The sequence below is a fragment of the Legionella jamestowniensis genome (assembly GCF_001467745.1).
Taxonomy (GTDB): Bacteria; Pseudomonadota; Gammaproteobacteria; order Legionellales; family Legionellaceae; genus Tatlockia; species Tatlockia jamestowniensis.
Genome location: NZ_LNYG01000013.1, coordinates 1,747,904 through 1,767,351 on the forward strand (window position 1 = coordinate 1,747,904; position 19,448 = coordinate 1,767,351).

The following is a 19,448-nucleotide window of genomic DNA, read 5'->3' on the forward strand; positions in this document are numbered from 1 at the left end:
AATTTATTTTCTCACTGACTCACATGTCCAAAACAAAAGTGTTTAAATTATTAGCTGAACTTAATGTCGGCTCGGCTGGCATAAATAAGGTATGTCGATTACAAAATTGATGATAGCCGGTTGAGTTTTGAAGATTTCTTTTTAGCTCTTTTAAATCTTCCAACTTTGTTTTTACTCCTGACGCAACTAAATTCTGAAATTCTTGATCATTTTGACTATCGTATAACTCGCCTATTTCACTCCAAAGCTTCTCTGAAACTAAAGGCTTTAAGTCATCCCAAACATAACTCAAGTCAAATTTTAGGGAAGAAAAAAGCTGCTTTGATCTCTGAAATTCATCAGCCGTTTTAGGTTGGAGAAATTGAGCTAAATACTCATGGGCAACTTGTTCGACAACTTGATTTTTTCTATCTTCAATAGATGTTTTTAAAGCTTGTTCCAAAATAATAAAATCTTGGTGAGTCTCCTGATAAATAAAAATTTCACCTGACTCAAATTTATAAAACCACCCATGAATGGTTAATTCTTTGGATTTTAGTTTTTCGGCAATAGCGGGGTAGGTTTTTAAATGCTCTATTTGAACAAGGACATTTTGTTTAACGATATCGTCTAGCGTTAACACATCCTTTCTTTCTTTCAGTGTTGTAATTACTGTTGAGGAATGTGATAACCACGAAGCGACTGAAGGTAATTGTTGTTTTAAATCAGGCACAAGCAAGCCTTTCATAGCACCGCAGTCTGAATGCCCGCAAAGAATAATATTTTTAATCTTAAGGACATTTAACGCATACTCAATTGCTACCTCTTCGCTTGAAACCGTGGAAGTTTCCTTAGGAGGAATAATATTACCTACATTACGTACAGCAAATAAATCCCCTGGATTTGAGTGGGTAAACAAATTTGGATCTACTCGGGAATCTGAGCACGTAATAAATAAAGCATCAGGATATTGTCCATTACTTAGTATCTGAAATAGCGATTGCATCTCTTTAAATTTTTCATGACAAAATTTACGAATACCTGACATAAGCTTGATGAGCATTTTTTTCCTTGTGCATTAATTCCTGTCAAAAAATATCTTATTATTGCTAAATCATCAAGTAATATTTCAAAGTTGTTAAGATTTAATTAAAAATCAGTGTCAGGCAAAATGATCAGATTACCCCATTTCCAATAATCTTGACTGCAATGCCTACACTGTTGACGCTACTCTACAACGCAGAGTATGGACTTTTTTATTCTTTCTATGATAGGGGAGATGATTTTTTGTTGTATGTTAGGAACCCTTGCAGAACCAGCTATGCTTGGCTAATTTGAGAAAAAATTCCTATTATAACTCTATTGGACTATAAATTTGCCATAAAACACGAGTACTAAAATGTATATAACAAAATTAATTATTTATTTTTTAACTGCATTGCGATGGATTAAAAATTTAATATTAACCTTGTTAATTATTTCATTTTTATCTCAATTTTTAAATAATTTAGAGCGATATCCTACACTTAATAGATTAAATATAACGGTAAATAATTCGGCATCATTTATTACTAAAGAGATAAAAAAAATCATTCCATACCGTTATAAAAATATCGACTTTTCTATGCTTATTTTGGCCATATTGATACAAATAATCGCTTCTCAAATTTATACGCTTGAACAAAATTTAAGAAGAAAGTCATATTTAAAAGAAAACCCAGTATCCCCTAAAATGTCGACCGATACTAGAATCCCGGAACATCCAATAAGAGTAGGTAGTAAAGAAATGAATGCAACGTTGATGAATCCCTCTATTGGAGAGTCAGGTGATAGGAGGAAAATGCTCAAACAATTTGCTTCATTAAAATCAAAATTAGATGAAATGGGAAAACAATTGGCATTTTTGGCAATTGACGTGGTTGATTCAACAGGCATGAAAAAGGACGAAGATAAACACATCATTGCTTTTGCATTTGAGCGTTACAACGAACTAGTTAATGAAAGTTTGCGAGAACACGGTGTACTTAAATATTCAATGACACCAGATGGCATTATGAGCTGTTTTCGCACCGTTGATGATGCTGTTAGTGCAGCGTCCAGTTTATTAAAAAAATTAGAAAAATTTAATCAGGAAGAAAAAGTAATAAAACGAGACTTTCAAATTAGATGTGGAATTAATGCTGGATTTGTTTATTTTGACGAGGATACACCACTTGAGCAAGTAAGCGATCGTGTTATAGATATAGCAGGACACATGCAAAAATATGCAAAACCCAACTCAATTAATATTGCAGCATCAGCGATAGAACCGTTAAAAAATAGTCAGGGTTTCAAAGAAACTACGGATGTTATTGATGGAGAAAAGGTGTACCAATTTGTGAAATGAAATAAAATTCATAAACTTTTAAGTAATTTGAAAATAAATGATTTTTTATAGGTAAAAAATCATTTATTTCACTATTTCTTATTTGCATGCCTATACTCTTATATTGATATTGTAACAATCCCTTGATCAAGGATAAATTTTTATATTAATGCAGGAAACTGAATGCTTATTATTGAAAAAGTATTTCTTTTGAAATCAGTTGATCTGTTCGCTGAACTTTCTGAAGAGCGACTAGTGAGCATAGCAGAGGTAATTCAAGAAGAATTTATTAATAAAGGGCACGAAATTTTCCATAAAGGAGATAAAGGCGATAATTTGTATCTCATAAAAGAAGGGTTAATTTCTATTCATGATGGTGACAATGAATTAACACGACTAACATCAGAAGAATTTTTTGGAGAAATGTCCTTGCTTTCCAGTGAAAAAAGAACAGCATCGGCCACTGCAATAGAAGACAGTATATTATTGACGCTCAACCAGTGGCAATTTTATGAACTCCTGGAGACAGATGTTTCTATCCTAAAAGGAATTATTCAAACTCTATGTACAAGATTAATAAAACAAAATCAGTTAATTATTCAGCTAAAAAATAGTATCAACAATCAGTGTAATTATGAAGATTAGAAAGCACTTCAATACTTTATTTGAAATTGAAGATCACGAATTATCGAGGGTTTTTTATATTGTCATAATTCAATTTTTTTCTGGTGTTGCACTATCAATGTTCTTTATTGCAATAAGCGCTATATTTCTTCATGAAGTTTCTGTTTTTAATTTGTATATTGTTTTTATCGTGGCAAGTATCTTTGTGATGATTGCTAATTATTTTTATACCAATATTGAGCATCATTTTGGTGTTGCAAAAACTTATTACATCACGTTAATATTTTCTTCTCTCATCCTTGGCAGCTCTTACTTTGTACTTCATTCCCATTACGATACATTAATAGTTATTGTTTTTGCCAGTTATTATATTATTTATTTTTCAAACAACATGAGTTTCTGGGGTGTGGCGTCACAGATTTTCAATGTACGAGAAAGCAAGCGACTTTTCCCTTTAATGAGTAGTGGTGACTTGATTTCAAAATTGGTAGGGTATGCACTTGCAGGATTACTCGCCGGCATTGTCCAGTTAGAGTCGCTACTTTTTTTTAGCATGCTTTTATTTGGTTGTTCGAATGTATTTCTACACCTGATGCTAAAGAAAAATAATGACAGAATAGTAGTCAATCAAACTCATGCTCCTCAACATATTGCCCATATAGAAAATAATATTGCCAAAGATGAAAAAAAACTAATATCTTCTATTTGCAAGTTGGGTTTTTTCTGTGCTATGGCTGTAGGGTTTAGTGAGTTTTTCTTTTTAGGAGAAATTAAAGCAAGTAATAGATACAGCGAGCACTTAGCTCAGTTTTTAGGGGCGATATTCTTTGTCGGAAGATTAGTAGCTTTATTATTTAAGTTAATCTTAAGCGCCAAGATAGAAAAAAAATTAGGCTTACAAAAGATTCTATCCATTCTACCCGCATTCATTTTCATTAGCATGGTTCTTTTCTTTTTTATTAGCCCAGCTGATCATTATCTTTATGCTCTTTGTGTTTACGTCGTACTTTTTGAAGGAATAAAATTATCAACCTATGATCCATTTTATTTTGCAATGATTCAGGTGGTAAATCCTGAAAAACGGTTAAAAATACATGCAAAATCAAAAGGTTTGTTTGCGCCTTTAGGCCAGTTATTCGTGGGGGTTTCTATATTTATTTACTTTGTAATACCTCATGAATTTATTGTCAAATATTTGGCAAGTACTTTGGGGGTATTATCACTCTTTTGGATAATATATATTGTGGATGCTAATAAAAAATATTATTCATATATTCATAAGCTATTGGTTAAGTATTCGCTTTTTAATGAGAAATCCTCTTACATAATAAGTAATGAGTGTATTGAGAAATCGATAAAAGAAAAAATTGAACTTTTAAATGAAAAGGATTCTTTTTTTTCAGTGCAATATCTTTACCAAGTAAACCCAGAGTTCTCACGTCAATATTTCCTAAAATTATTAAGAAAAAATACGCCAAAGAATATTCTTTTATTTATTATGGAAAAAGCACGTGAAAATTCTTGGAATGAGTATGTTTCCCAAATAAAACCTTTCTTTAGTGAAAGTGATAGAATTCTTCAAAATAGTGCAGTAATGTTGTTGTCAAAATTTAATAAGAATGAATTTTTAAATTGTCTTTATTATTGTAGGAGCACTAATCGTCATGATTTATTAACCTCTTGTATCCATGGGGGGGTAGATAATCAGGATTATAGTGTTGTGCATATATGTCTTAATTTAATTCCCCAAAAATTACGTTCATTTTCGCCTGAGGAAAAAATAGAAGGGTTAACTCTAATTACCAAATTAGCTAATCGTGCTCTAAACAGTCGAATAATTGCAAGTATGACTCCTCTTTTAGGCACAAAAGACCCTGTAATAAAACGACATCTTATCAAGGCTATCAAATCACTTAAATCACCCTCTTATTTACCTTATTTATTCTATGAATTGCGTAATAATAAATATGCAAGCGACATTCGGGAATGTCTGGCAAACTACAGTGATTATTGGTTAGAGAAAATCCATTCAATTGGTAGCATTCATTATTCTGTTTTAATTCATATATTAACTAAATCAAACTCTAACAAGTCAAGAGAATATTTGATTGGAGTATTTTATGAGAATAATAAACTCCATGAGATAATTGTCCCTTTTTTAATAAAAATTAATTTTTTAAGTCGAGATAAAAAATTAATTCATGAGATGATAATTGCAAGAGCAAATAAACTCAATAATCTCCGTGAACTAATAAACGCTTGTAGGAATACTTGCTTAATTTCTGCTTTAGTTAATGAAAAACATAAAGACTTGTTTTTAATTATTTGTTATCTACATTTTCTTGATCCCATTCCCAACATTTATGATTTACTACGAATAGTTCAACAAAAACAAACTGAATACTATCTTTATTTGATAGAGAAAATTGAGTTTTTATTACAGAAAAACCGATTAAATAGAATTACATCTATTTTTGAAAAATCATTAATCATTAATGACAATACAATATACCCTAAAGAATCCGATGAAGTGATCGTTAAAAAAATATTATCTGAAAAACAGTATGTATATTCTCCGTGGATCATTGCGGTGGCTGTGTATTTTTATCCCAATAATAAAGACTTACTCAATGCTACTCATTATAGAGAAGAGACTTTGGTTATTGAGCTATTGCAAAAGGATGCTTCGCGCATGGATGTAATTTCATAAATCTTCTAGATATCTGAAGAAAGTTCAATCCAGTTACAATCACATCTTCGCATAAACGACATAGAAAGCTTTAAATAAGTCAAAAAAAGAAAGCCATATACCCGTTTAGAATGGCGTTTCCCCAAAATAAGGATATAAAACCTGACAGGCAAAGGAAGGGGCCAAAAGGAATGGGGGTGTCTTTTCCCTTCTTCTTTATTTTAAGGTAAATTAATCCAGTTATTGCACCTGTAAATGCGGCGATTAATAATATTAGCGGCAGTTGTGTCCATCCGAACCAGGCACCAAAGGCTGCAAACAATTTAAAATCACCATTTCCCATGCCGATTTTACCTCGGATCAAATAAAATAACTTCATAAATAACCAAAGGCTAAGATAAGCCAACGCGCTACTTAAAACCGCATCCGTCAACGAAGTAAATAAGGATTGTGTGTTAGCTATCAAGCCAAGCCATAAGAGGCTTAAGGTTAAGACATCTGGCAGGATTTGATGTTCGAGATCAATAAAAAAAAGACAGATTAGGATCCAGATAAATAATAGAACAAACACCAGTGTCAAATTGAAGCCAAATGACCAGGCAGAAAATAATGCAAATAGGCAGGCTACTAACTCTACCATTGGATAACGTATTTTTATAGCCTGACCGCAATGCTTGCAACGTCCTCGTTGCAGACAATAACTAAGAATAGGAATATTGCTGATTGCTGAAATAGTTTTTTTACAATTTGGACAAAAGGAACGTGGTAAAAACAAATTTACTGGTTGACTGACACTGTCTGAAAGCTTTAAGAAAGCACGACATTCCTCCTCAAATTCAGAGCGCAGCATAAACGGTAAGCGATAAATAATTACATTTAACAAACTTCCAACGGCTAGCGAAAAAAGTGTAAAAAAAATGTAGATTGTTGGGGAGGAAATTAGTTCAAATTGATTAAGCATAGTCATTACATAATTGAGCCAAGTTTAAAGATGGGAACATACACTGCCAGTAAAAGCGTTCCAATCACCATACCCAATATTGCCATGATAAAGGGTTCTAATAAAATATTAAGTGATTCGATAGTATTGTTTATTTCATCTTCATAGTAATCAGCAATCTTGTTCAGCATTAGTTCCAGCGTCCCTGACTCTTCACCAATAGCTATCATCTGAATAACAAACGCAGGGAAGACGCCACAATTTTCCATAGCCAAATGCATTGATTGTCCATAAGACACTGCATCTTGAATACGTGAACTTGCTAATTGATAAACCCTATTACCTGTCACATTGCCAGCAGCATGCAAAGCCTCAATTAAAGGTAACCCCGCTGAAAAAGTGATTGCCAATGTCCGTGAAAAACGAGCAATTGTCGACTTGGTCAAAAATATTCCTAACACAGGCAATTTAAGCAAAAATCCATCTATATGGTGAGAAAAAGTTACAAAAGTATTTCTTGCATAAACAATGCTTATGAGAATGAGCAAAAACATTACTAAAAAGAAACATCCATGCTCTTGAAAAAAATTGGAAAGAAAAATAACACTTCGTGTTAGTAGCGGTAGTTTTGCTCCAAACGCATTAAACAATGCAGCAAACTGAGGAATGACAAAAAATAAAAGCCCAACCGTGATTAGTAATGCCATTAGCAGAATGGTAAGTGGGTAAGCGATGATCCTTGCTATTTTTTTTCGAACCGTATCAAGTTTTTCCTGATAAGTGGCTACTTTATCAAGCATTACAGCAAGTGACCCTGATTTTTCTCCTGCATCAATTAAACTACAAAATAAGGGATTAAAATAAATTGGGTGTTTATGAAGTGCCTCGGCAAATGTGTAACTCGCTTCAATATCATATTTTATTGTTACAATCAGTTCTTTTAAGTGGCTATTTACGGTTCCTTTTCCTACAACATCAAATGCGTGTATAAGAGGCATGCCGGCAGCAATCATGGTTGCCATTTGACGACTAAATAGAGTAATGTCGGTTTTACTAATCTTTTTAAAAATCAACATGTTAATGCATTACCACCCGATTTAATTCTTCAATTGTGGTTATCCCTTCTTTCACTTTCTCAAGCCCTGATTGATAAAGTGTAAGCATTCCTTCTTCTTGCGCTTGTTTAAGAAGTTCATCGGTGCTTTTGCCTGAGAGAATAAGCTGTTCAATAGTAGGGGAGATAGCCATCACTTCGAATATACCGATACGTCCGTTATAACCATTCATGCAGTATTTACATCCTTTTGCTTTGTAAATAGAAATCGATGATGTCCTCATATCTATATCAAGTTGTTTTAATTGATACATGGTTAAGTCAGTTTGTATTTGCTTGCAATGCTGACATAACCGTCTTATCAAACGTTGAGCCATTAAAAGTGTGATTGAACCTGCGATATTAAAAGAAGAAATACCTATATTGACAAGCCGGGTTAACGTCTCGGCGGCACTATTCGTGTGTAATGTAGTCAATACCAGATGGCCTGTTTGTGCTGCTTTAATCGCCATCTCAGCGGTTTCAAAATCACGAATTTCACCAATCATAATGACATCTGGATCTTGGCGTAAAAAAGCACGCAACGTGCCCGCAAAGGTTAATCCTACTTTTGGATTAATATTCACTTGATTAATTCCTGAAAGTTTAATTTCTACAGGATCCTCTGCGGTAGAAATATTTTTTTCATGAGTATTTAACAATCGAAGCGCTGTATATAAAGAAACTGTTTTACCACTGCCAGTTGGGCCTGTTACTAATATCATTCCTTGTGGTTTTGCAATGGCATCCAAGAAAAGTTTTTCCTGCATCTTGTTAAATCCAAGGGATTCAATACTGATTTGGGGTATTTCTGAGTTAAGAATTCGGATAACTACTTTTTCACCATTAATTGTAGGACAAATGTTTACACGGCAGTCTCTTGAATATCCTTCTGAAAACTTTATGTTAAATCGACCATCCTGAGGAATACGACGCTCTGAAATATCTAAATTGGCCATAATTTTAATACGTGCAGTAATTCGTTGGGCTAAATCAATCAAAGGTGTGGCCATTTCGGTTAAAACGCCATCCATGCGATAACGAATTCGATAATAATTTTCATAAACTTCGAAATGAATATCCGATGCTTTGTTTTTAATCGCATTGAAAAGAATGTTATCGACAAAGTTAACGATAGAAGTATCTTCCTGAGAACATTCATTAACCTCTATGGGCAAATTATTTTGCATTTGCTGCATGGAATAGTCTTTAAAATTTGTGGGGCCTTCGCGGAGTTTGCGCTGACTAATCTTCTCAATAAGCTGTTTTAATTTGGAAGTTTCAGCCACAGTCAATGTTACAGCCAATCCTGTGTAGAATTGAACTTCTTTAGCAATGGATTGCTCGGGCTTATCCGTTGCTAAAATCAAATGGTTTTTTTTTATCATAAGAGGCGCAACACGAAGCTTTCGCATTAGATTGTCGGTAATAAGATGCCAGGGAGTTAATTCGATCTCCACGGAATCTAAGTCGAGATAGGGGATATCAAAATGCTCTGAAATCAATAAAGCTATTTTTAATTCAGAAATAAGATTGTTTGTAACCAGGTAATCTTGAAGTGGTTGTTCTAATTGGGCAGCATTTTGCTGATAATGTATCATTTTTTTCTTATTAATCAGATTGCTCTTGAGGATAAGTTGAGCAACAAGAGGTAATTGTTGTTCTTGCTTTGTTCTTTCCATGAGTAGACTTTGCTAATTTTTGCGGTTCAACTATAACTTAAAGAATCTTAAATAAAAAGGCATATATGCTAAACTTATAAAAAAGGAGGCGAAAAATGGAGCAAGGTGAGAAACTGGCCAATCCGATGCGCCATTATTGCAACCCTTCTGCAGTATTGGCAGATGAGGAATTAACAAAAGAAGATCGTATTATTGCCCTTAAAAATTGGCGCGACGATATTCACCTAAAATTAGTAGCTACCGAGGAAAATATGGGACCGACCTCGTGTGATGTTACATTGGTTGCTGAAATTGATAATCTTCTAAATTTTTTAGAACATGAATAATGTTCATCGCTAAAATTAAACCCTCTTATCGCCAAAGCATGATTTTTCTGTTTAAGTAGCGTAGTGCTTGCTGCTAGGGTAACTGTATGGTACAAAAAGATAATTTGCTTTTTCCCTGGGGCAGGACTTTGTCTTTTGAAAATCATAAAATTAGGTTTCAAGCCCTTCGCAATTGGTTCTTATCTGACCAAGGTCGGCATGTGGGACAAGCTTTTACAGCTGAATTGGCACCATTAGCCGAATTCCTGTATGGAGAAACACTGCTACAGTTTGGTGATTGCGGGGATAATCCGTGGCTGCATCCACTGCATTACAGCCACAAGTGGTTGGCAAGTCCTTTCTACGACTCCTCTAGCAGTGTAATCACCGCATTTAATTCCATGCCATTTGATAGAAACAGTGTTGACTGTATTATTGCACCGCTAGCAATGGAAGCATTTACTCATAAAAAAAATCCCCTCGACGAAATTGACAGGGTTTTAAAACCAATGGGTTATGCTGTTTTTCTAGGTATAAATCCTATGAGTTTATGGGGTTGGATGATGCGATTTGGCTGGCATACCTGCTTTGGTACTCTACCTACTCACTCAATGTCAGTATTTTTCATAAAACGTGCTATGCTGCATCGAGGTTATATTCAATGTCACCTATCAAGTTTTTATTTCATTCCTCCTGTATATAAAGAAAGCTGGATCCAGCGATTGGAATTTTTAAATGAAGTAGGAAAAATGATGTGGCCTTGTCCGGCTGGGTTTTATTGTTTAGTTGTACAAAAATATGAAGAGGGTTATACCGATTTTCTTCCGAAAAGGATAGACGAAGAGTTACTTGAGCGCGAAGGAATGCCTCTTCAAACACCATTTTAATAGGCGAATTTGAAGATATTTTACAAGATTGTTTGAATCGCTTTAACAACATTCGTTATAATGCTGCTGGATTTAATTTTGGGTTGCTGGCATGTCAAAAAAAACGCTCTATCGTATAACTTTTGCTAATCAAGATGCGGTTTACGAAATTTATGCGCGAAAAATATGTGAAAGTGAAATTTTTGGTTTTCTGGAAGTAGAAGAATTTGTTTTTGGTGAAAACACTTCTCTTGTGGTTGACCCCTCTGAAGAGCGATTAAAGGTAGAATTTACCAGTGTTAAACGAACTTTTATTCCAATGCATGCGGTCTTTCGTATCGATGAAGTCAGCAAGCAAGGCGTTGCCAAAGTTCGTGATAAAGTGGTGGAAGATGGTAAAGTAAGTATGTTTCCCGTCCCTAATAAGCGCAAAGATTAATTTGTTTAAATCTTAGGATTCCAGATGTCTATTCCAAGTAAAATTAAAGAAGTATATGAAAAGGCAAGTTGCCTTTTTACTACCAAAGAAGTTGAAGCGGCGCTTGATCGCATGGCTATTAATATTCATGAGAGATTGCATGATAAGAATCCGGTGATTCTTTGTGTTATGATTGGTGGTTTAGTACCTATGGGTAATTTGTTGCCTCGCCTCGATTTTCCTTTAGAAGTAGATTATGTTCATGCCACCCGTTATCGTGGAGAAATTAAGGGCGGAGAACTACAGTGGAAAGTAAGGCCAAGTCTTAATTTAGCGAATAGAACTGTTTTAGTGATTGACGATATTCTTGATGGTGGCGTTACCCTGGCTGCTATTATGAAAGAAATTAACGCCATGGGAGCAAATGAAGTTTATAGTGCAGTGTTAGTTGACAAACACCACAAACGTGTCCCTGATGGGCTGCAAAATGCTGATTTTGTTGGCTTACAAGTCGACGATCACTATATCTTTGGCTATGGCATGGATTACAATGAATATTTACGCAATGCTCCTGGCATTTTTATTGTTGACCCGGAACATGAATAGAGGATCAACTTTATTTGGTAGCCATCATCATTTTTTTATGAGTTGCAGGAAATTGATCTAATGCCGATGAAATTTGTTTATAAAGTTCAGGTAACCAACGCGGTTGAGCGAAACTAGAGGTAGCGGGTTTAGCAATACGCAAATCATTTGGTGCAATGATTACTTTTATGTGGTTTAATCCTACGCGACGAGCGAGTAAAAACAGTTGATCAATCGCTCTGTCGCCAACTGCAAGGCACCCTACAGAAAATGATTTGCCATGCAGAAAAATATTATTACCCAAATTTTTGCGTCCATCCTTTGCTGCCTGTAGGCGATCGAAATGATTTGGATAATCAATCATCATTGACAAATGCATAGAGCTAAAAGGATTAAAAGTAATTAACCGATATATACCTTCCGGAATTTGCCTATCTCTTTCTTTTAATTTTGGCCCCAACCGACCGCTAAAAGCAGTTAAAGGATAGTATTTAATAAAAGCCCAAGATTGATTGTCGTTTTTGGCCCATAATTCAACTTGCCTTTCTTTTTTAAATGCCAAAAGCGCCACTTCTTGGGGGGGGTAGGCTACTTTAGCCTGGGCGAAAGAACGCATTAAATCGGGTTCAGTTTTTAAACCATAGCGATATACGGCTTTATCAATTGCTTTATCCCAATTCAATTTAGGTGCCATACTTAAGGAGACTGAAGAAAAGAAAACTAACAGAGATAAAAGCAGGCTTCGCATGGTAATTACTTCATAATAATTTTCGATATATTAGCAAAATGCAACTAAAAAAAGAACAATTTATCAGCAACTAAACTAGCCTCCAATCATCGCATAGTAAAAAAAAGAAAGTCTATCGTCAATTTGCCTATTATCATCATGTTGAACAGAATTATGTGACTCGGCCAGAGATCTTCACTATGTTCAGAATGACGTTTTTAACAGATAATTGGTTTATAACTGAATCCCATCACGTCATTCTGAAAGCGACATCGTCGCTTGAAGAAGCTCCTAGATGTGGCACTAAAACGTCCTTGTAAGTTCATTTTTCTATAATTCTTGTTGTACCTTGGTTTGCGCTTGTTTAGGTAATTGCTTGATGACAAATTCAGGTGCAGAATCCAATTTCCCAACCGATGGCAAGAAGCCATAATGATTGGGGCACATAAATTCTACCTGACCGTTTGTATTAATTTTATAAAAAACATATTTATAGTCGCAATAGGGTGGTTTATTAAATGTGGCTACTTGAAGAACAGGTGTACCTTGCAGGCGATTTTCAATAAAATTGGCATTAATCCAGAGATTAATTAATAAAAGTAAAGAGCCAGTCACTAATAGTGCACCTATTAATCCGGTAGCATATTGCAAAAAGCTACTATCACTACCACTCAAAAACTTAAACACAAGATAAAAGATCGATGAAAGCAGAATAATCAAATTTAATGAATAAGCGGCAGCATGCAAGTAATTAAAATAACTTCCTAGAATTTCACCACCAGAGGCAAGGTATTGCAGTATCAATGTAATAAGACTAACCCACAAGGCAACTAAAATATAATTATTTCGTTTGAACTTTATTCCTAAAAGAAAAACTATTAAGCTCAAAATAGGAAGTAGTAAATGAACTCCATCTGCAATTCTAATCATTAAATTATTCCCTCTCTAAATAATGAATAAAGCCTTCTAGTGTACCTCAGACTATACAATATGTCTCCATTCCAGAACGCTCAAGTTCCCCTTTCTCTAGCACCTGCTTCACTCTAAGATCAGGTACGGTTTAGCGATCCAGGTTTATTGAGGATTCTTTAATTAAAAGTAAACTAGGCTCAACACGAACAGGTAATCTAAGTTCAATGGGTAATGGGGTTTGACGTTGTAAAAACTCAGGAAGGGCAGAACTCACATAAAACAATGAGACAGGGTGATTCGCCGGATTAGCGATACGCTTATTAGCTTCATGAGGCTTTACTAATTTTCTAGGATGAACGCTTCCAAGCCATATGGGTTGACGGAAGTTTTTAAGGTGATAATTGGAGCGCCATATGCGCAAAATCTGCACCGGGTTTCCATCCTTGGGTTGATAGGTCATCATTAAAACTGGTCGATGATTTAAATAAAGTTGAGACATTAGGGGCAAATCATGAGCCGAAGATTGACCACTCACTCGTGTCAGGAGCGAGTTAAATAAAGAATCATCAATTTTCTGCCAACCAAAATTAGTAAGAGCACGTTCTAGACTAGAGATTGAGCCTACATATTGAATGTTAAATACACTGACATAATTACCAATGCGATTAGGTCGATAAATAGGTAATAATGGTTGTGTTTGATTCCACCACAGTTCATCAGTAAAAACATATTGTGCTAAATAAGGCTGGTGATCGCGTTGTAATTGTCGATAGTTAAATATAACACTTAGACCAGTCATGAGAATGAGAACCAGTAAAATTTTTAACGGTCCATAGATTGTACAGACAATGTTTGTTTTAAAGCGTCGATAGAGCAACCAATGAATCAGGCAAAGACTAAAGCCACAAAGATAAGCTCCAATGCTATCGGTTATCCAATGGTCCCCAAGATATACTGGCGCTAATCCAGCAAGGAGCAAGCTAATTAGCAGGGTTATTTTTACAAAGCGATTAATCAGGGTTCTCGCGTAAGCACTAAGAAAAAATATCAAAGCAGAAAAGAAGGCGGTTGCATACGTTAATTCTGCCATAGGATAAGAGTAGCCTGTTTTCACCTCCAACAATCCCTGCGGTCTTGGACTTTCGATTAGCCAATGAAGAAAAAATAGAAGAAGTGTGCAGGTAATCACCAGACAGAACCAATAAGCTAAAGAGCGCCAGTCACGAAAACAAATTATTATAAAAGCTATCAAAATTACACATGCGGACAACACCAAAGGGCTGGTAATTTGGGAAACAACGATGAAAAAAGCGTCAAACGAATTGGTACGCAGGCTCTGTAAAAAAAGATGAATAGGTTGATTAATCGTATTAACCCAGTTTTGCTGAATAACCAAGGCACTTAAAATACAAAAAAATAAGGTACTTAACGCAAATAAAAGCGCTAATGCAGCCGTAGGATAATAATTAAGCTCGTCGGCTGGGGTAAGCTTTTGAAAAAGTTTTGCCAAATGAGGGTGATTTTGTGACCAGGACCAAAATCCATGTAAACTAACACGTAGTAAACGGTTTAAGCGGATAAACAACCATTTAAGCCCTACACTTAGCAGCCAAATGCCTGCTAATAATAACAGCACTAACAGGAAAAGACGCGTAGCGCTTTCATGAGATAACTCGCTACTCGCGGCGCCGATTAAAACCCCGGGCATAATGTATAAAATTGACCAGCCAATTGCTGAAAGTGTATTAGCAATAAAAAAGCGCCATTGACTCATTCCCATCATTCCCGCGATGACAGGTATAATTGAACGTAGCGGACCAACAAAACGACCTATCAAAACACTTTTACCCCCATGACGGGCAAAGTAGTCCTTTCCAAACAAAAGCCAGTTTGGATAACGGCTAAATGGCCAAACATTGATCAATCTTTCGCTAAATGTATAACCTAACATATAGCTTGCACTATCACCGGCAATGGCACCTAAAGTCGCTGCCAGTAATGTTAAATCAATGCGCATAACCCCAGAGCCGGCCAAAATGCCAATAGCAGTCATCGTAACGGAACCTGGAATAATACTACCAATGATAGCAAGGGACTCTGTGAATGAAATTAAAAAGGTAATCAACAAGGCCCAGTGAGGATGGGCATGAAGCCAAATAGTAAGTGGTTGAATATAATCAGAAAAAAAATGCATGCTTAATGTTCGAATTGAGTTAAAAATACCTCAGTAAATTGTTTACTGACACCCGCAACATTTACATCAGAAACATAGTCACTTATTTGTGACATTTGTAATTTGGCATATCCACAGGGATTGATACTATCAAAAGGGCTTAAATCCATTGCCACATTCAGAGCAATACCATGATAAGTACAACCATTTTTTACGCGCAACCCTATTGAGGCTATTTTTTTATCGTTAACATACACACCGGGAGCACCTGCTTTTATGGTTCCATCGATCTGGTAATAAGCTAGAAGGGATATTAAAACCTGCTCGAGTTGGCTAACCAATGTTCTTATTCCAAGATGTTGCCGTCGAATGTCCATAAGGATATAACCCACCATCTGTCCTGGGCCGTGAAAAGTAACTTGTCCTCCCCGATCACTTTGTACTACGGGTATAGAACTTGGATTAAGAATATGTTCTGCTTTACCGGCCTGGCCTTGTGTGTAAACGGGAGGATGTTCAAGCAGCCACAATTCATCAATAGTATGCTCATTCCTTGTGGAAGTAAATTCTTTCATATTATTCCAGGCCATTAAATAAGGTTGCAGGCCCAAATTTCTAATATTCCACATCATAATACCATTTTAATATCAGGATGCCGGGTTAACTCAAGATAAAGTGCATCCAGTGTAGCCTGGTTATGAACATAAACAGTCACTGTAATAGCGATATAACTACCTTGTTTACTCTCTTGACAAATAATTGCTTCATCCAAAGTTTCAGGAAAGTGCTTACGTGTAATTTCGGTAATTTCCTTGAAAAAGTCAGCGGTATTCGTGCCAATTATTTTTAAAGGAAAATCACAGGGAAACTCAATGAAAGATTTTTTTTCAGTCATGATTATTAAGAATTAGTTGTTGATACTTAGCATTAATTTGCTCCCAATATTGCCCGGCCACGCCATTTCCTATAAGAACATTATCAATCCTAGTTATCGGATAAATTTCTTTGGTAGTGCTTGTAATCCATACCTCATCGGCTTCAAAGAGAGCTTCAGCCGGCATAGATTCCTCTCGTAATGTCCATGATAAAGACTGTATAAGTTCAATGGTAACTTGCCGTGTAATACCTGGTAAGCATAGATGATTAAGAGGATGCGTGTAAATAATGTCCTTGCTGACTAAAAAAACATTGCTTGCACTTCCTTCAGTTAATAGTCCATCACGTTGTAAAATCGCTGTTTGAGCGCCAAGAGATATTGCATCATCATTGAGCAGGATATTGGCCAAAAGTGATGTGGTTTTAATATCGCAACGAAGCCAGCGTATATCTTCTGCAAGATGTGCATGTAAGCCTTTTCGTTTAAGCTCATCTGACGCATACAAGGTGTGGAGAGTGAAGATAACTACGGTTGGTTTCAAGCCAGCGGGAATGTCATGTTTGCGAACCCCTTGATCACCACGAGTGATTTGCACATAAATTTGTAAGTCACCGCCACCATTTTGTTGGATAAGATGTTGAAAAATTGCTAACCAATTCAATTTAGGGTTAGCAATTCTGGCGTTTTTCAAGCTTGCCTCTAAACGTTCTAAGTGTCTTTCAACAAAAAAAGGACGACTATTGTATACCGGAATAACTTCATAGATTGAATCCCCAAATAAAAAACCACGGTCAAACACCGAGATTTTTGCTTCGGATGCATTCACATACTCGCCATTAAGATAAACAATACCTGACATCTATAATCCTAACCAAACCAGCGTTGAAAAGCCAAGCGAACAGAATCTTTCATACGAGTAAATATACCCCCTTTAGGGACATCTTGAAGTGCATAAAGATCCTGCGTTTCTATCACGTTATTGTCGAACTTTATAACCAATTCGCCCACTTTATCTCCTTTTTTAATGGGGGCCTGTAAGTTTTGGGAAACTTTGGTATTAATACTTAATCGTTGGTACTGGCCATTAGGGATGGTGACAAACTGATCATTTCGCAAACCAATATTAATCCTGCTTACAGCTCCTTTATAGACAGGAATTTCAGTGATGCTTTTGCCGCTTTTGTAAAGTTCGTGAGTTTCAAAAAAGCGAAAACCATAATTTAATAAACGTTCACTGTCGTCAGCACGGGCAGTATCAGTAGGGGAGCCCATAACAACTGCTAAAAGTCGCATATTGTCTCGTTTTGCAGAAGAAACCAGACAAAAACCGGCCTCGTTAGTATGACCTGTCTTTACGCCATCAACTTGGCTGTCGCGCCAAAGCAGGCGGTTGCGGTTAGGTTGACGTATTCCATTATAAGTAAACCATTTTTGCTTATACCAATGATAATATTGAGGAAAATTAAGAATTAATGCACGTCCCAAAATAGCTAAATCCTTAGCACTGGTATATAAATTTTCATCTGGTAGGCCTGTGCTATCCGTAAAATGGCTGTCTTTCATTCCTAAGCTTTGCGCCTGTTGATTCATAATTTGCGCAAATCCTTGTTCGCTACCACCAAGATGCTCAGCCATGGCAACACAAGCATCATTACCAGAGTCAACAATAATACCCTTTAGCAAATCTTCAATAGCTACTTGTTGACCTTCTTTAATGAACATGCGTGAACCACCTGTTTTCCAGGCTTCACGACTAACTCTAACATTATCAGTTAAATGAATTTGCTGGTTGTGGAGTGCATTTGAAATGACATAGAGGGTCATCATTTTTGTTAAGCTGGCAGGAGGCAATTTTTGCTCACTGTTTTTCTCAGCAATAATTTTTCCGCTATTTACATCAATAAGGATATAAGCCTTTGCATTCAGTGTAGGTGCTGAAGGTGTAATGAGAGGTTTACTGCTAACCGGTGTTGTTGGAGAAACGGTACCAGACAAGCTGGTTGGGGGTAAGACGTCTGCGGCATAAAAAATACCTGATTTTACAAGCAAACTGGCTACTAATAATAATCGATGTGCTGAGAATGTTGACTTCATGTTTCTATACTCATGGTTACAAAAAAATACCGCCCATATTATCACAGCCTCAATCTTACAACCAAATTACATGAAGGGTATTTTCATAGTTTTTTTCTTTGTATATATTATGGTAAAAAAACAATAACTTGAGTATCAATAATGCAATTTGCCTTCTTTATTTTCTTTCTGTTGATTGGTGGCTGCGCTACATCTCCCACGTCAATGAATTCCACTGGTAAATTACCCAGGACAAAGCATATAAAAGCAACATCAACAACCAAAACACCCTCAAGATATACCCAAGAAAAAGATGGCGCTCCTAAAGGGCCTGTGCCTTCTTCATTTAAAGAAGTTAAACCCAAATCTGAACCTCTTAGTCGTTATGGAAATCCTGATACTTATGCTGTGGAAGGGCGAACTTATGAGGTATTGAAAAATTCCAGTGGTTATAAAGCACGTGGAATAGCCTCTTGGTATGGAACGAAGTTTCATAAACAACGAACATCAAGCGGTGATGATTATGATATGTATGCAATGACAGCCGCCCATAAAACATTGCCACTACCAACTTATGTAAAAGTAAAAAATTTGAGTAATGGGCGTGTTGCCGTTGTGAAAGTAAACGATAGAGGTCCTTTTCGAAATGATAGGGTAATTGATTTATCTTATGCGGCAGCAACAAAACTGGGACTACTCCCCCACGGCACAGCACCTGTTGAAATTGAAGCTTTGAACATTGGCAAGAGGGTCGCACATTATTATGTCCAGGCTGGTGCCTTTAGTTCCGAAAATTTAGCTGTTATTCTCCAAAGTAAATTAGCCAAATTAACTCCTTCCCCTGTACTCATTGAAAAATATGATCATCGTTTCATTGTTAGAGTAGGCCCTTTCGCAACGAAACAAATGACAGATTCTTTGAAAAGCAAACTTGCGGCCAACGGGGTAAATGGTGCTTTTGCATTATTACGTTAATGTGGAAACACTAAATGCCCAGGCGCCTGCAATGTTCCTAAACAGTTACTTCCTGTGCTATTCTTTACACTTATTTTTTTATTTAATTTGATTATAAATTTATCATTGAGAATCTAAAATTATCATATAACGACTCGAAAAATTTAGTAATCGGTTTAAGAGAAG

General features: G+C 35.9%; 19 protein-coding genes. 8 read left to right on the forward strand and 11 right to left on the reverse strand.

Annotation, left to right across the window (positions count from 1 at the left end):
• Positions 1-19: 19 nt before the first annotated feature.
• Entirely contained in the window at positions 20-1,042 is a 1,023-nt protein-coding gene (locus Ljam_RS12105; protein ID WP_058450268.1) for a carbonic anhydrase, read from the reverse strand.
• A gap of 336 nt (positions 1,043-1,378) precedes the next feature.
• Here Ljam_RS12105 and Ljam_RS12110 point away from each other — a divergent pair, with 336 nt between their 5' ends.
• The 3 genes from Ljam_RS12110 to Ljam_RS12120 all read left to right on the forward strand — a co-directional run bounded on the left by Ljam_RS12110 (position 1,379) and on the right by Ljam_RS12120 (position 5,678).
• Entirely contained in the window at positions 1,379-2,365 is a 987-nt protein-coding gene (locus Ljam_RS12110) for an adenylate/guanylate cyclase domain-containing protein (protein ID WP_058450269.1), read from the forward strand.
• Positions 2,366-2,527: 162 nt separating this feature from the next.
• On the forward strand, positions 2,528-2,989 hold the full coding sequence (locus Ljam_RS12115; protein WP_058450270.1) for a cyclic nucleotide-binding domain-containing protein: 462 nt from the start codon (positions 2,528-2,530) through the stop codon (positions 2,987-2,989).
• On the forward strand, positions 2,979-5,678 hold the full coding sequence (locus tag Ljam_RS12120; protein ID WP_058450271.1) for an MFS transporter: 2,700 nt from the start codon (positions 2,979-2,981) through the stop codon (positions 5,676-5,678). The genes Ljam_RS12115 and Ljam_RS12120 overlap by 11 nt, the downstream gene beginning before the upstream one ends.
• A gap of 79 nt (positions 5,679-5,757) precedes the next feature.
• On the opposite strand, the gene Ljam_RS12125 is transcribed toward Ljam_RS12120, so the two are convergent.
• The 3 genes from Ljam_RS12125 to pilB are packed head-to-tail and all read right to left on the reverse strand — an operon-like array spanning position 5,758 to position 9,372.
• Entirely contained in the window at positions 5,758-6,618 is an 861-nt protein-coding gene (locus tag Ljam_RS12125; protein ID WP_058450816.1) for a prepilin peptidase, read from the reverse strand.
• A gap of 5 nt (positions 6,619-6,623) precedes the next feature.
• Positions 6,624-7,673, reverse strand: coding sequence for a type II secretion system F family protein (locus tag Ljam_RS12130; protein ID WP_058450272.1), 1,050 nt, complete (start codon positions 7,671-7,673; stop codon positions 6,624-6,626).
• 1 nt (position 7,674) lies between these two features.
• Positions 7,675-9,372, reverse strand: a complete 1,698-nt coding sequence (gene pilB, locus Ljam_RS12135) for a type IV-A pilus assembly ATPase PilB (RefSeq protein ID WP_058450273.1) — start codon at positions 9,370-9,372, stop codon at positions 7,675-7,677.
• A gap of 95 nt (positions 9,373-9,467) precedes the next feature.
• Between pilB and Ljam_RS12140 the strand changes: the two genes are divergently transcribed.
• From Ljam_RS12140 to Ljam_RS12155, 4 genes are all read left to right on the forward strand, one after another.
• Positions 9,468-9,698, forward strand: a complete 231-nt coding sequence (locus Ljam_RS12140) for a hypothetical protein (protein ID WP_058450274.1) — start codon at positions 9,468-9,470, stop codon at positions 9,696-9,698.
• 86 nt (positions 9,699-9,784) lie between these two features.
• Positions 9,785-10,564: a class I SAM-dependent methyltransferase gene (locus tag Ljam_RS12145; protein WP_058450275.1), complete on the forward strand. Its 780-nt coding sequence runs from the start codon at positions 9,785-9,787 to the stop codon at positions 10,562-10,564.
• Positions 10,565-10,655: 91 nt separating this feature from the next.
• Positions 10,656-10,982, forward strand: coding sequence for a DUF1820 family protein (locus tag Ljam_RS12150; RefSeq protein ID WP_058450276.1), 327 nt, complete (start codon positions 10,656-10,658; stop codon positions 10,980-10,982).
• Between the two features lie 24 nt (positions 10,983-11,006).
• Entirely contained in the window at positions 11,007-11,567 is a 561-nt protein-coding gene (locus Ljam_RS12155) for a hypoxanthine-guanine phosphoribosyltransferase (protein ID WP_058450277.1), read from the forward strand.
• 10 nt (positions 11,568-11,577) lie between these two features.
• Here the strand turns inward: Ljam_RS12155 and Ljam_RS12160 are convergent, their stop codons facing one another.
• From Ljam_RS12160 to Ljam_RS12190, 7 genes are all read right to left on the reverse strand, one after another.
• Positions 11,578-12,294 carry a L,D-transpeptidase family protein gene (locus Ljam_RS12160; protein WP_238583725.1) on the reverse strand — a complete coding sequence of 239 codons (717 nt, stop codon included), beginning with the start codon at positions 12,292-12,294 and terminating at the stop codon, positions 11,578-11,580.
• A gap of 309 nt (positions 12,295-12,603) precedes the next feature.
• Positions 12,604-13,203: a hypothetical protein gene (locus Ljam_RS12165; protein ID WP_058450278.1), complete on the reverse strand. Its 600-nt coding sequence runs from the start codon at positions 13,201-13,203 to the stop codon at positions 12,604-12,606.
• Positions 13,204-13,333: 130 nt separating this feature from the next.
• Positions 13,334-15,379 (reverse strand): bifunctional DedA family/phosphatase PAP2 family protein, encoded by a 2,046-nt coding sequence (locus Ljam_RS12170; protein WP_058450279.1) that lies wholly within the window; start codon positions 15,377-15,379, stop codon positions 13,334-13,336.
• A gap of 2 nt (positions 15,380-15,381) precedes the next feature.
• The gene (gene lipB / locus Ljam_RS12175; protein ID WP_058450280.1) at positions 15,382-15,987 is read right to left on the reverse strand and encodes a lipoyl(octanoyl) transferase LipB; all 606 of its coding nucleotides are present in this window, start codon (positions 15,985-15,987) and stop codon (positions 15,382-15,384) included.
• The gene (locus Ljam_RS12180; protein WP_058450281.1) at positions 15,987-16,253 is read right to left on the reverse strand and encodes an HP0495 family protein; all 267 of its coding nucleotides are present in this window, start codon (positions 16,251-16,253) and stop codon (positions 15,987-15,989) included. The genes lipB and Ljam_RS12180 overlap by 1 nt, the downstream gene beginning before the upstream one ends.
• On the reverse strand, positions 16,246-17,094 hold the full coding sequence (locus tag Ljam_RS12185; protein WP_058450282.1) for a D-amino acid aminotransferase: 849 nt from the start codon (positions 17,092-17,094) through the stop codon (positions 16,246-16,248). The genes Ljam_RS12180 and Ljam_RS12185 overlap by 8 nt, the downstream gene beginning before the upstream one ends.
• 8 nt (positions 17,095-17,102) lie before the next feature.
• Entirely contained in the window at positions 17,103-18,329 is a 1,227-nt protein-coding gene (locus Ljam_RS12190; protein WP_058450283.1) for a D-alanyl-D-alanine carboxypeptidase family protein, read from the reverse strand.
• Positions 18,330-18,470: 141 nt separating this feature from the next.
• Here Ljam_RS12190 and Ljam_RS12195 point away from each other — a divergent pair, with 141 nt between their 5' ends.
• Complete coding sequence (locus tag Ljam_RS12195; RefSeq protein WP_058450284.1) at positions 18,471-19,283, forward strand: septal ring lytic transglycosylase RlpA family protein; 813 nt, start codon at positions 18,471-18,473, stop codon at positions 19,281-19,283.
• The last annotated feature ends 165 nt before the right edge of the window (positions 19,284-19,448 follow it).